Source organism: Paenibacillus sp. Cedars (assembly GCF_003184205.1).
GTDB lineage: Bacteria > Bacillota > Bacilli > Paenibacillales > Paenibacillaceae > Paenibacillus_AQ > Paenibacillus_AQ glucanolyticus.
Window position 1 is genome coordinate 4,848,709 of record NZ_CP020866.1, and the last position, 13,164, is coordinate 4,861,872.

At 51.7% G+C, this 13,164-nt stretch carries 12 protein-coding genes; 4 read left to right on the top strand and 8 right to left on the bottom strand.

What is annotated here, in order from left to right; translation table 11 throughout:
- Positions 1–652: 652 nt before the first annotated feature.
- The 3 genes from B9D94_RS23985 to B9D94_RS23995 all read right to left on the bottom strand — a co-directional run bounded on the left by B9D94_RS23985 (position 653) and on the right by B9D94_RS23995 (position 2,814).
- Positions 653–1,429, bottom strand: a complete 777-nt coding sequence (locus tag B9D94_RS23985) for a DODA-type extradiol aromatic ring-opening family dioxygenase (RefSeq protein WP_063478612.1) — start codon at positions 1,427–1,429, stop codon at positions 653–655.
- Between the two features lie 77 nt (positions 1,430–1,506).
- Positions 1,507–2,334, bottom strand: coding sequence for an alpha/beta hydrolase (locus B9D94_RS23990; RefSeq protein ID WP_063478611.1), 828 nt, complete (start codon positions 2,332–2,334; stop codon positions 1,507–1,509).
- A 228-nt stretch (positions 2,335–2,562) separates the two neighbouring features.
- The gene (locus B9D94_RS23995; protein ID WP_148248143.1) at positions 2,563–2,814 is read right to left on the bottom strand and encodes a hypothetical protein; all 252 of its coding nucleotides are present in this window, start codon (positions 2,812–2,814) and stop codon (positions 2,563–2,565) included.
- A gap of 303 nt (positions 2,815–3,117) precedes the next feature.
- Here B9D94_RS23995 and B9D94_RS24000 point away from each other — a divergent pair, with 303 nt between their 5' ends.
- The 3 genes from B9D94_RS24000 (at position 3,118) to B9D94_RS24010 (ending at position 5,186) form a co-directional block, all read left to right on the top strand.
- A complete protein-coding gene (locus B9D94_RS24000; protein WP_063478609.1) occupies positions 3,118–3,453 on the top strand; it encodes a PadR family transcriptional regulator in 336 nt (111 codons plus the stop codon).
- Positions 3,453–4,118 (top strand): DUF1129 family protein, encoded by a 666-nt coding sequence (locus B9D94_RS24005; protein WP_231888001.1) that lies wholly within the window; start codon positions 3,453–3,455, stop codon positions 4,116–4,118. Before B9D94_RS24000 ends, B9D94_RS24005 begins: the two co-directional genes overlap by 1 nt.
- Before the next feature lie 126 nt (positions 4,119–4,244).
- Positions 4,245–5,186, top strand: a complete 942-nt coding sequence (locus tag B9D94_RS24010; RefSeq protein ID WP_063478608.1) for a hypothetical protein — start codon at positions 4,245–4,247, stop codon at positions 5,184–5,186.
- 153 nt (positions 5,187–5,339) lie between these two features.
- On the opposite strand, the gene ilvA is transcribed toward B9D94_RS24010, so the two are convergent.
- On the bottom strand, positions 5,340–6,608 hold the full coding sequence (gene ilvA, locus B9D94_RS24015) for a threonine ammonia-lyase IlvA (RefSeq protein WP_006208312.1): 1,269 nt from the start codon (positions 6,606–6,608) through the stop codon (positions 5,340–5,342).
- Between the two features lie 287 nt (positions 6,609–6,895).
- Between ilvA and B9D94_RS24020 the strand changes: the two genes are divergently transcribed.
- On the top strand, positions 6,896–7,603 hold the full coding sequence (locus B9D94_RS24020) for a stalk domain-containing protein (protein ID WP_148248144.1): 708 nt from the start codon (positions 6,896–6,898) through the stop codon (positions 7,601–7,603).
- A gap of 147 nt (positions 7,604–7,750) precedes the next feature.
- Here B9D94_RS24020 and B9D94_RS24025 read toward each other — a convergent pair whose 3' ends face one another.
- The 4 genes from B9D94_RS24025 to B9D94_RS24040 all read right to left on the bottom strand — a co-directional run bounded on the left by B9D94_RS24025 (position 7,751) and on the right by B9D94_RS24040 (position 13,108).
- Entirely contained in the window at positions 7,751–9,673 is a 1,923-nt protein-coding gene (locus B9D94_RS24025; protein WP_148248145.1) for a DUF2264 domain-containing protein, read from the bottom strand.
- Positions 9,674–9,682: 9 nt separating this feature from the next.
- Positions 9,683–9,907, bottom strand: a complete 225-nt coding sequence (locus B9D94_RS24030; protein WP_148248146.1) for a hypothetical protein — start codon at positions 9,905–9,907, stop codon at positions 9,683–9,685.
- 75 nt (positions 9,908–9,982) lie between these two features.
- Entirely contained in the window at positions 9,983–11,119 is a 1,137-nt protein-coding gene (locus B9D94_RS24035; protein ID WP_148248147.1) for a YyaL domain-containing protein, read from the bottom strand.
- Positions 11,120–11,137: 18 nt separating this feature from the next.
- A complete protein-coding gene (locus tag B9D94_RS24040; protein WP_148248148.1) occupies positions 11,138–13,108 on the bottom strand; it encodes a heparinase II/III family protein in 1,971 nt (656 codons plus the stop codon).
- Positions 13,109–13,164: the final 56 nt, after the last annotated feature.

Sequence of the window (13,164 nt, forward strand, 5' to 3'; positions counted from 1 at the left end):
AAAACCACCTTTTCTTTAACACTAACGGACCAGAGATCCGTTATTCATCGAATTAGCCCCTCATTTTACGTGATATCCGCAATTTAACGGATCGTGTGTCCGATAGATCCCCCAATTGCGAGCAAAAAGCAATAATAGCGGATCTGAGGTCCGGATACAACCCGGCCCAACCCTATCGTGTGTCCGATAGATCCCCCAATTGCGAGCAAAAAGTAAAAATAGCGGATCTGAGGTCCGATACAGCCCGGCCCGATCCTATCGTGTGTCCGATAGATCACCCAATTGCGAGCAAAAAGTAAAAATAGCGGATCTGAGGTCTGATACAGCCCGACCCGACCCTATCGTGTGTCCGATAGATCCCCAATTGCGAGCAAAAAGTAAAAATAGCGGATCTGAGGTCCGATACAGCCCGGCCCGATCCTATCGTGTGTCTTATAGATCCCCCAATTGCGAGCAAAAAGTAAAAATAGCGGATCTGAGGTCCGATACAGCCCGGCCCTGCCCGGCCGACCCTACCGAACGCTGCGTCCGGTGCAACATGAGAGGTTCTCCCCACGACATCTACCCGACTCGCACACATAGACATCTCCCAGCTCAGGCATCCGCCAATACACAACAAAAGCCGAGCCTGTCATCCAGGCCCGGCTTCTCATTATTCGAATGACCAGCAGTTCAGACTCAAACTGCCATATTGGTAAGATTGAAACAATCGCTTCGCCTTGCGGCCATTATCCGCAGCCCCCATCGCATAGAACAGAGGAACAAAATGCTCCCGTCCATAGGAGGGTACCGCGTCGCTCGCGTGAGGCGCTTTTTTGTCGTACGCAAACAGATTGTGCAGATTCCATTCCGACAGCTGCTCTGCGATCCATTCATCGAACGCAGCCGCCCATGCATCCGGCTCATCACTCTTGTGCACCATCCGCAGATTATGCACCAAGCCGCCGCTGCCGATAATCAGTATGCCTTCCTCCCGCAGATCGGACAGCATCCTACCGATGGAATATTGTTCGCGTGGCGAGCGCTTGGAGTCCACGGACAAGGCCACCACAGGAATATTCGCATCGGGATACATTTTGCGCAGAATGACCCATATGCCATGGTCCAGTCCACGGCCGGTTACGGCTTTGGCATGCAGATTGTTTGCCGAAAACCGTTCACGGATTTGAGCCGCCAGCTCCACGCTTCCTTTAGCAGGATACGTGATCTGGTACATCTCCTCCGGAAATCCATAAAAATCATGCATCGTGCCATGCTCGGCGTCTTCAGTCAGCCGTTGATCCGGATCATCCCAATGAGCAGAAAATACCGCTATGCCTCTAGGTGTCGGCAGCTCCCGTCCCAATTGCTCCAGGAAGCGGGTGTACTCGTTGTCCTCCAGGGCCATCATCGGCGAACCGTGGGCAATAAATAAAGCAGGTAACGTCATCGATGCCACCTCCAGCTTCAAAATCAAGGGACAACTCTATTGTAACGTTAAACCGCCCAATATGCCAAATAACTCCCTTAAATACTCCAGTTCTGCCATTCTTGCTGAATATGCTCCTGCTCGTTCAGCCAATCCCGTGTCCGCTGGAGAAGCAGCTCCCGCTGTGGTCCCGCAGAGTAGGTGTGATCCGCCTGGAACACGATTTCCTTATCGCAGCGCCCTTCCGGACGCATCCAGAACACCTTCTGATACAGGAAAGCATAATCCACCGGGATGACTTCGTCCGAGGTGCCATGCACCACCAGCACATTGCCCGTAAACTTGATCGCTTCCTGGAATGGCTGCCCTTGAGCCAAGGAATCGAAAAATACCGGTGTAAACGAGTATCCCAAATAATCAGCGGAACCTGTCTTAACGGAGGTATCATAGACGCCGCGCCCGGTGATTTTGACGATGTCATTGAATGGATAACCTACAGCCGACCACAGAATCAAATTCTTCACCCGCCGGTCCCGAACGGCGGTTTGCAAGGCCACCGCGCCGCCCAAGCTGTGTCCGATGAGCGTGATGCGCGTAGGATCGACATCGGCACAGCTGAGGCCATAATCCAGAACGGAACGCGTCTGGGCAATCATTGAATCGAGGCCCTCGCTGCCATAATTCCCTGAGCTCTCACCACATCCGATATAATCAAACCGGATCACCATATATCCGTCCTCGGCAAACTCGCGTGCCGTTTTGACAAACAACCGATCCACGCCGATCCGGCTTCCGACAAAGCCATGGCAGATAACGACGAGCGGAACCCGCTGGCATCTGCCACCTTCTGCCGCTTCTTTTAACGGATAATGTATCGTAGCTGTAAGCTCCTCTTGGTTATGACGAATTGTAATTTGCCGCTCCATGCCGACTCCTCCTTGCGATAACGCGCCTTTATCATTAATATTAATAATTCCGATAAGATTAATATGAATTAATTAAACTTATCTTAGCATCGTGATCAGGGATTTGTCAACGCAATGGGAACGAGGCCGTTTACATCTATTGGATATGGAGCTTTAGCTCAGAAACATGGATTCAGCGATTCCGTTACCTGCTTGACTAAAGCCTACGCCAGAAGACGTAAACCCGCACTACTCATAGCTCTGGCGAAACATGGCATGCGTCTCCTTACGTCCGCTCCAACCATTCATCCAGGTTTCCTCACTCGGTTCATTCCCCCATAAGGAAGAAGCCGAAGAATCCTGCTCATCGCTGCCGGAAGTGTATCCTTCTTCTAACTCGCCTACCGTCTTTTCAACTGAACTGCCGTCGACAACCCATTGCCCGTTAGCCGGTATAGATTCTCCCCCGCTTAATTCATCATCATATAAGTTAGCGCTCATCTGTGATTTCCTCCTTCTTATCCCTGCACCTGCAGGGAGTCGTGTATAGATTCAGAATGCTTATTATTGTGAAATAGGAGGCGTGGAATTATACCCTCTTTATGAATAACGACATGGATTGTTCATGCTACCTTGCAATGCAAGCATGCTGCTGATATGATATATTGCATAACAAGGTAGTTGGCAGATAGCACTTCTTATACAGGGTGCATAGGGTTTTGAGGTCTATCACATTCAGAATATAATCTTATTTCGACCCAGTACCTTGCATAACAACATACCCAGAGGAGGATCATCGGATTCATGACCACCCAAAGTCAAATGCTCAAAGGCATTCTCGAAGGCTGCATTCTCTCGCTTATGGAGCATCGGGAGGTGTATGGATATGAGCTTGGTACATTACTGGAAGACAGCGGGCTTACGTTTGTAAGTGAAGGCAGCATCTATCCTTTGCTCCTTCGCATGCAGAAAGAACAGCTTATTGAAGGAACCATCCGACCTGCGCCCGGAGCCGGCGGGCCACCCCGCAAATATTACAATCTCACCGACAAAGGCCGGAATATTCTACAACAATTCAAGGAACATTGGGGAACGCTTAAAGATAGCGTGGACCATATTTTAACCCGTGGAGGACAATAATGATGAATACCAAACAGATGATCAAGGAAAACAACAGGCTCCAGGATGCCATGAAACCAGACAATCTAAGTTACTATCAGGACATGGTTGTATATATTCGCAGCAGCTCCGTCGAGGAATCAAAAGGCGAGGAATTGCTGCTTGAGATCGCCCAGCATCTGCTGGATGCCCAGGCCAAAGGCAAAACAGCCGAGGAGGTATTCGGCAGCGATCCTGAATCCTACTGCAAGGAACTGGTCGAGCAGCTGCCCAAAATGAAAGGCTTAAACCGTCTGCAATACCATCTCATGATTCCGTGGATCGCCTTAACGTGGTTTTTCTTCGTTCAGGCCCTGGTCGGATTTATAACAACGTGGACAGGCGGCCCGGTAGAACGCATGACGCAGGTGCGAATTTCTACCCTGGTGCTGATTGCCGGGGGCTCTTACGTGTTAATCCACGCATTGATGAGATGGATGAAGAATGATACCTTTCAGCCCGATGAAGCTCGGCGCAAGATCAACGTGCGCAGCATGGGGATTTATATGGCCATCACGGTGTTGATTCTTATAGCCGGTGTGTGGCTGGGACGGCTGCTGCCGGTACTCACGATTGCGCCATGGGTCAGTCTCGTGCTGTTCCTGGTCGGGATCGCAGGGACAAAATTTCTTTTTTCGAGCAAATGATACAAACTCGTCATGAATTCGATACGGAAGCATAACAAAATCTTTAATATTTTTTAGTACATTGTAAACTACGGCTCTGAAGAAGATGATAGGATAAGGGTAATGTGTGGTAAGGGAGGAATATATATGTCAAAATCCAAAAAATCCGCGATTGCTGCCATCCTTGCACTTATTCTGTCCATCCAGACCGGTGTCATCGCAAGCGCAGCACCCGCTTCTGAACCTCTAGCTGATTCCAGCGCAGCTTCAAGTAAACCCACGGCCTTCGGCAATGCGGTGTACAACAAAGCCAATAAACTGCTGAAGGATTCAGACGTGGCTTACGCCAAGTCTTATATCACCAAGCATATCGGAAGTGTGACCAAGTATCAGGCCACCATGCTGATACTCAAGCTGGAGAACGCAATGAACGACGCGCTCCCTGCAAAAACCGATAAAGTGTACACAATCGGCATTCAGGATAAGCTGATGAATCTCTACAAGTACGGGGAGCCGATTAACACCACCATCAGCAAAGCCAAAGACGAAACGCTGCGGAAGGTGCTCATTAACCTGCGCGACAGCGGCTACCGACTGTACACAACCGAAGGCGTGATATTCCCGATTATAGATTATAAAACGCTGGAGCCTTACAAACCCTACATCAACAAGGATGTTCAGGCATACATCGATATTATGGTCGTAGAATCCGAGAAGCCTGCGGTCAGTGATGCGGCATTGGTTATCTCTTGGTCCGAAGTGATCGACCGGGGGCTTTCACTGGAAGCCTTTCTCACGGCTTATCCCAAATCCAACCGGGCTGCTGACATGAAGCTGAAGCTTCGTTTTACCGAACTAAGTCTGTTTTATGGGTATAACAATACACCGCTTATTAAATACGAGGACAACCTCTTGGATCCGGAAGTGCGGCAAGCCTTCGATAAAGCCCTGAAGAACAGCGACGCCGTATCCAAAAGCGCCCTTCTCAAAAAACTGAAAGCCTGGTCCGATGTGCTTGAGAGCAACAAGGACAAGCTGACACAGGAAGTGGAACAATACCGTGCCAAGGCGGTTCCGGTCGTTGACTAGAAACAGTTGATGGTGAGCATGCAAATGCAGTGACCTCTATTCACCAGGGCAAGCATCCAATTAAATGTTAACTATGTTAAAAAAGCCGGACTCCCGATGGTAACAGGGGTTCCGGCCTTTTTTTATCACCTGGTTGCTGCCTGACTCTGAAGTTTAAATCAGCAGATTAAACAGGTTCATGTTCTTGTTCAGCTCTGTATAATCCAATCCCTTGCGCTGCATTCGCTCAACTAGCGGACCGTAATCCTCCGGTCTCAGAAGCTCGATGCCCACGAGGGCTGGCCCATCTTCCTTGTTATGCTTCTTGGTATATTCAAAGCGGGCGATATCGTCATCCGGACCAAGCACTTCTTCCAGAAACTCGCGGAGCGCACCTGCACGCTGCGGGAAGTTAATCATGAAGTAATGCTTCAATCCTTCGTATATCAAGGAACGCTCCTTGATTTCCTGCATCCGGTCAATATCGTTATTGCCCCCGCTGATGATGCATACCACCGTTTTTCCCTTAATGCGGTCCCGGTTCATATCCAGCGCAGCAACGGCCAGCGAGCCCGCAGGCTCAACAACGATGGCATTCTCGTTATACAGCTCAAGGATGGTAGTACAGGCTTTTCCTTCCGGGACAGTCACAATGTCATCAACCAGCTCGTTGCAGATATCGTAGGTCAGCTGCCCGACACGCTTCACCGCAGCGCCATCCACAAACTTGTCGATCTCGTTCATGGTGACGACCTCGCCCTGCTTCTTGGACTCGATCATGGATGCTGCGCCGAGCGGTTCAACGCCAATGACTTGCGTCGTTGGGCTTACGGTTTTGACATAAGTTGCAACCCCTGCAGCAAGACCGCCGCCGCCAATCGTTACAAATATATAATCCGCTGGCGTATCGAGCTCCTCCATTACCTCCATGCCGATCGTACCGTTGCCCGCGATAATCTTCGCTTCATCAAACGGATGGATGAAGGTCATGCCGAATTCATCGCAAGCCTTGATCGCTTCGGCATAAGCATCGTCAAAGGTATCGCCTGTCAGGATGACCTCCACGCTGCCCCCGCCAAAACGCTTCACCTGCTTCACCTTCTGATTCGGGGTCGTGCTTGGCATATAAATCTTGCCTTTAATATTCAGCGCATTACAGGAAAAAGCCACCCCTTGCGCGTGGTTTCCAGCACTCGCACACACGATGCCCTCGCTTCGTTCCTCTTCGGTCAAGCTGCGAATCATGTTGTAAGCGCCTCGGATCTTGAAGGATCGAACTACCTGCAAGTCTTCGCGCTTCAAGTACACTTCGCAGTCATATTTGGCTGACAGCACAGCATCCCGCTGCAGCGGTGTCCGCACGATCACTTCGCGAAGCACATGGTGTGCGCGTACGATGTCCTCCATGCTGACTGTTCGTTTTGTCGTATACGTCTCTTCCATTCTCTAAGATCACACTCCCACTTCGCTGCCAGGTTTGCGTATATCCCTCCGCTACCCTTCGTTACGTATTTCTATCATTGTATCACTTTTCATGAAAATATCCCGCCCTTTTCTGACATGCTTTCGGAAAAAAGGGCATTTTCACAACAAGTATAAGCCGGTGCACAGCCGATACCCTGGATAGGTCCATGAAGGATCGGACCTTCCCTTTCAAGAGGTTGACTTCCTTCTGACACTTTACTACTATAAAGTATGAAAGTTAACCTAAATTTTGGGAGGGGTTTTAAATGAGGAAGAAAGTATTGTATGGGTTATTGGCGGGTACGCTCACGCTGGGGATCGGTACAGGCGCTATGGCGTCGTCAGCTTTGGAGCCAATCAAAGCCTATTTGAACAGCCAGATTTCCCTGAAGTTAAACGGTACGGTGGTAACGCCAAAAGACGCAAACGGCAAAACCGTGCTGCCGATCACCTATAACGGCACGACGTACTTGCCTGTGCGAGCTGTAGGCGATCTGATGGATATCGACATTCGTTATGATAGCGCAACTTCTTCAGTACTGATTGGCGGCAATCAGGGATCCCCATCCGAAACCTCCAGTCCGTTATCATTAAGCTCACTCGGAGCCTCCGTATTGGGGACATCGGCCTGGCACACCAAAGATTCCAGCGATACGGTCTACAAAGGCAAGGATTATAAAGACGTTTATTTACATACCAATTCGGCCAAACAAGGCAACAGCTTCCAGATCATGACGGGTAAAAAATATGCCAAACTGCATCTCGAGCTGGCCGTGACTGGCGGTGCGCAAGAAATCGTAATTATGGACCACAACAACTCAACGCTCAAAAAGGTGTCCCTGACTGCTGAAGATGGCCTGGTCGGCGTAGACGTCGATGTATCGGCTGCCGATTTTATTTTTGTGGAGATCGTTGATGAAGGTCCGGGCACTTCCCTGTTTGTTCCTCTGACCAGTTCCTATTTGACAAAATAAGTCCTTGCGATGATTCGTGCGGGCGGAAGGCCATGATATTGAAAGCCGGGGGTTAATGCCCCCGGCTTTCGCGTGTCTATCTGTATGATCTATATTAATTCTGACAAACCACTGATTCACACCTGTTCGGGTGAGACCACCTGCTTGTTAGTCCATCGGAATCACGATCACATTCCCCGTCTGTGTGGTGATTGTAATCTGACGCTGCAAGATCTCGACGCCCAGCCTTTCTTTCACGTCTTCCATGGAAGGCTCCTCAATGGCGGGAGTGCCGGGACCGCTCGGATCACCATATACGGCAGAAATCAGCCAATGCGTCCCGGGGTCCATCGCCGCCCTTAACGTAGGAATGACGGTCCGGGGATGCAAAAAATTCGTATTCGACTGCGGATAGATGAGCTCTGCCATATCGTAACCGAGCATGCCGTAGATGGCGCTGGTGCCGAAAGTACCGGAAGCCGAAGCTGCTCCATCTCCCGCACGGGAGCTGCTCAGAGATCCTAAACCTAACGCAAACCCACCTTCCGCAGCATCCAGTGTCCTGCCCGTGCTGATCCGGTGAATACGGATATGCCAGGGCAGGCCTGCAGCAATCCACGTCTGAACCTCCACGTCTCTCCACGGCTTCCACTTCGCATATAATACATGCTCCTGTATCCGCGTCTCCTTGCACAAGCGTTTCACCCTGAACAGATGATCACCCTCGCTAAGGGCCAGCATGGAATCAAAAGCCCCCTGGGAAAGTCCCCATTCGGCTCTTGGCACACTGAACGCAAAGGCGGTAGAGTAAACAAACTTCTCGTATTTGGCGGATGTATGTGTATGCTCGTTCGTAGAGGGATGACCCGTATTAAAAGCTGCCACATGACCAGCCTTCTCCTCACGGCAAATGACCAGATGTGCCGGCTCCTGCACCGACATGCTTCCTGTGCCTGTCCTTGTTCCTGTCCCTATCCCCGTCTCTGTCTTCGTCATCTCCAGCTCCTCGGCCAACCAGAAAGGATGCTCCTCTGGCAAGACCAGAATTAGAAACGTCTTCAATGACCAATACACGGAGCCTGGCGAATTATAATTCTCGGACATGATCTGATTCGGGTAGGCATAACCCACCGTTAATACACCATCCCGGTCAAAAATAGGCTGCTGAAACCACCATCTGAGATTTCGCAGGACAAGCCCCTTCAGCGATCCCGGACTCAGCCCTTCCAGTCCGGCATAGGCAGCAGCCGACCAGAAGGCCGACTGGGCGAATCGGTAAGTCAGGCTGCGTCCATATGGAATAGCCGCCCCATCAGGGGCAAACCAGTGCACAAAATCACGGGCAAACACCGCCGCCCGCTCCCGATAACTCTGGGCACGTTCAGGATCCTCATCCCCCATCAGCTCTGCATATACAAGGCCGTAGAAATGAAAGGCATACGGCACGTAGTAATCGCAGTGTCCGCCAACTCCATCGCTATACCAGCCAGCACCCAGATAGAAATCCTCAATCCGTTGAAGATTTTTCTCCAACAGAACTGCATCGTAAGGCAGTCCAGTCTTATGGAAGCCAACGTTCACCAGCACATGGAAGAACAGCCAATTGCAATCATGACAAGGATGATGGTTAATCTGATCCAGCCACTGATAGAGATTCGACTTCTCTCTATCGCTCAGCGGCTGCCAAATCCGGTCCGGAACCAAGGCAAAGGCTAATCCGAATACCGCCATCTCCACCAGACGCTGATCATAGTCGCGTACCTCCCCCCAATACTCCGCATGTCCCGGATCGGTTCCCGAACGTATCCCTTGAAGACAGAGCTCCCATAGTTCTTCGTGTGAGCCGCCCGCGATGGCCGGAACGAGTCCCCACAGTATCCGCGAGAAGCCTTCCATCTCTGCGATATTGGCGTAGGCATTCTTACTTGAGCTGCCAAGGATTAATCTGGAATGCTCCGCACTGTAATACCCTTTCAAAGGCTCCAATAGCTGCGAGAGCGCCTCCTGCACATCCAGTCTTGTCTTCAGCGGATTCTGGGAAACCGGATGTGTAAAGCCACCCCCGGGATTTCCAACACCCTCTATGCTCATCTTATATACTCACTCCATTTCCGGGGGTTCTCTGCTCTTATCTTCCGGGCTGGGCCTCCATCTGAAGCGTATGCTTCTCCTGTTTCCTTTCTCGATCCTCTCTCTGATACGTCTGCTTTCCCTATCTCTTCTTCTCAATCCTCTCTCTGATCTGCCTGCTTCATATCCTTTTCCCGTCAATCCAATATCTTCTCGGTTTTCTCTATCTCTTCTGATCTTCCTCGGTTTCTTCATGTTTCCGTAAATCTGGTATTTCCTCTATAACTTCCTTCATCTGTTCTTAATACCGAGACTGCCCCCTCATTCTCCTTACTCCCAATAAAAGGGCCCCTTCTCTCGCAACCGCGCGAGACCTTCCACAAAGAAGAAGTCACCATAAATGAGAGGCACGTCGACATTCTGAGCTTGCGGGTAGTGGCTTGTGCCGTGCAGAATCAAGCCCTCCTCTTCATCGTTGTCCCAAGTGCCGTAATTTCGGTACAGCGATTCCAGAATCCGGATCGCAGGCTTCCGGTATAAGGCAGCTTGCCCTTGATCTACCTTGTCGGCCAGAAGCAGCAGTCCGCTTGCCGCACAGGCACCGGCGGAAGAATCCCGGTATATGCGGGCCTCGTCCGGTGCGCGGAAATCCCAGAACGGCACATGATCTTCCGGCAGGTTCGCAAGAAAGAAATGCGCGACCGTTTTGGCTGTATCGAGGTAAACCTGCTTACCTGTATGATGGTAGGCAAGCGTCAAGCCGTACATCGCCCATGCCGTCCCTCTGGACCAGGCGGATTCCGGCGCATAGCCCTGACCTCCGATGCCTTCGATGCGCTCACCGGATACCGGATCGTAACGAACGATATGATACACGGACCCGTCAGGACGGACAAAGTCCCTGAGTACCGTATCCATATGTGCTTCGGCAATATGACGATAGCGCGGATCGCCGCTGACCTCGGATGCCTGGAACAGCAGCGCCGTATTCATGGAGCAGTCGATAATGGCAAGACCTGCATTGTCCTCTCCTTCCGACCACGGATTCCAGGCTCGAATATACCGACCGTTCAAATTGAAGCGTGCAGCCAGGTAATTGGCTGCCTTCAGCGCCCGGATCTTCGACTCTTCATTGCCGGTAAGCTTGTAAGAGGCCATGCTGGTCAGCATCCACATAAAGCCGAGATCGTGATCCAGACGCACATACTCGTTCAGCACATCGTCCAGACGGAGCTCGCATTGCTCGGCTAAACTACGTAATGCCGCATCGCCGCTGTCATTGTACAGAAGCCACAGCATCCCCGGCCAGAAGCCGGCCGTCCACCAATGCGGCGCCTCCAGTTGATAAACCCCGTTCTGGCTGGCATGCGGAAAGCCCGCCCCGATCCGCACTGCATTTCGCTGCATTTTTACAAGCGCCTTCTCCCAGGCCTCCGTCAACCAATCTAATGCCGTTTCTGTTCCCATGCCTCTTCACTCCTCGATTCATATGAATTGAAATCCAAGCCCTATATTCACGCACAAGCCCGGGTCCTTCACGTTAAAATCAATGGCATACCAAGCCGCATCCTTGCCATCATGATCACGGAACGTATAAGCTTTCAGCTCAGGCTCCATCAGCTCGGGATCGTAATGGATCGCCAGACTCGGTCTGTCGTCTATGGAAAGATCCGGCTCCCGGGTACATTCCGAATCTTGAACGGCTGTCCGCTTCCAGGTTCGTTCATCTGCTGCTAGTCCTTCCGCAGCCTCTTCTTTCCTCTGAACCTGTTCCTGCTCCCTAATCTCCCCCTGCTCATCAGCACCCGCTGCCCGCAGCACAACCATCCAGCACTCATTCAGCTGCTTCAGTTCGGGCTGTACCCTTGTCACAATTCGCTCTACCAGGCTGCCCGGCGGCGAATGAAAATTAAAACGGTCACGCAGCGTTAATACCGGTCTCTCCTCCTGCTTGTTCCACTCCAAGGACCTAACGAATTCCCGAAGCACCGGAGCGCAGTAGGCCGAGGTCAGCTCAAGCGTGAGTTCATCCCTCTCTTCTCCGGTGGCAGCTTCCAATACAATTGCTTCGCTGTCCGCGCCCTCGCACTGGACATGCCCATCAATAATTGGCACGGAATGGCCCTGTGAGCCGTTGCAATCATAATCGTATCGTCCATCGCCGAAATAATCCGCCGTGTACTCGCCGCAGCCGAGATCCGAGCACCACACCTCTCCCGCACCATACAGAATAAAATGACCAAGATCATTATGGTTGTGAGGCTCGTCATTCCTGCCGCCCTTGGCCGCAAATGCATAGAGTTCCTCTCCATCCGAGACTCTGGAGATCAGCCACCGGGCATCCGGCAAGTAATAGCTTGCCTCCCCCCATTCGCTTCCCGGCTTCCCGGGGTCCCTCCAGATCAGATTGCGCAGAGCCGGAGCCCAGCGGCTGCAATGATCGTCACCGTACGCGGACCGAAGGGAAGGAGGCGGTGTCTCGAAGTCTTCATATAATCCAGCCAAATAATGAGACAAGCCGATATGTACGGCGTTTTCCGGCTGCGAGTCGGAGAAGTTGACAACCGCCCTCCCGCCCAAAAAAGAGCGTTGCTGGAACAAGGCGATGCGGCTCACCTTCTCATCACGGAACCAATCCATTGCGCCTTGGCTGCGCTTAAGCAGCAAATCGGCATAATACACAAAATAACCGAACCCATAGTTCCAGTATCCCAGCCCCTCCAGACAAGCTCCGTCAGCACCAAAGCCTTGCAGATAATAAGCCATGCAGCGCTCCGTCTTCAACAAAATCTCCTCCAGCTCACCCGTATCTTCCATCATCAGAAGGGCAGCAGAGCCGATGGAGCCCGCACAGACGGCAGACCAATTGTGCGTTGCGGTCTCCCATCCAAACTCATGGCTGAGAAATGGGGTGAACAGGCGCCTTGCAACCTCGTCCTCCATCCGCGAGATCAGCAGCGGCGGCAAGCGATCCTGCAGCAGCAAGCGGATTTCGCTGAGGGTAAACCCTGTCTCTGCACTGAACAGATCGATCGTGCTTCGGATGTTGGCGGACGACTCACCGTTCAGATGGGCCGGCAAACACCAGGTATACTCATCGCAGATTGTCCAGATCATCTCCTGAAGTGCCAGCAGATACTCCTCCTTGCCTGGCTCAAGCAGGGTCAGAAGAGCACACGTATTCAGCCGCCGCCTTCGCTCGAAGTAGACCTTCTCGTATTCCAGTCTCGTTCCCTGCCGGGCGAACCGCGCGAATAAATCATAGGTCAGCTGCGGGATCGGTTCCGCCAGCACCCGTACCCCTTCCCGCCGAATCTGGGCAATGTCCTCCTCGTAAGCCCCGCTGCTCTGGATATCTTCCCAGAATGACCTCTGGTCTCCATTCGGATAATACAATCGTAGATCCACCGAAGCCCAGCGGGTCACGGCCGGTTTCAGCTCCTGCTCCCTGCTCATCAAGTAAACCCCCATTGCTCTTTTCTTGTTAAAATATTGGCTTCGCGTAAGATGTT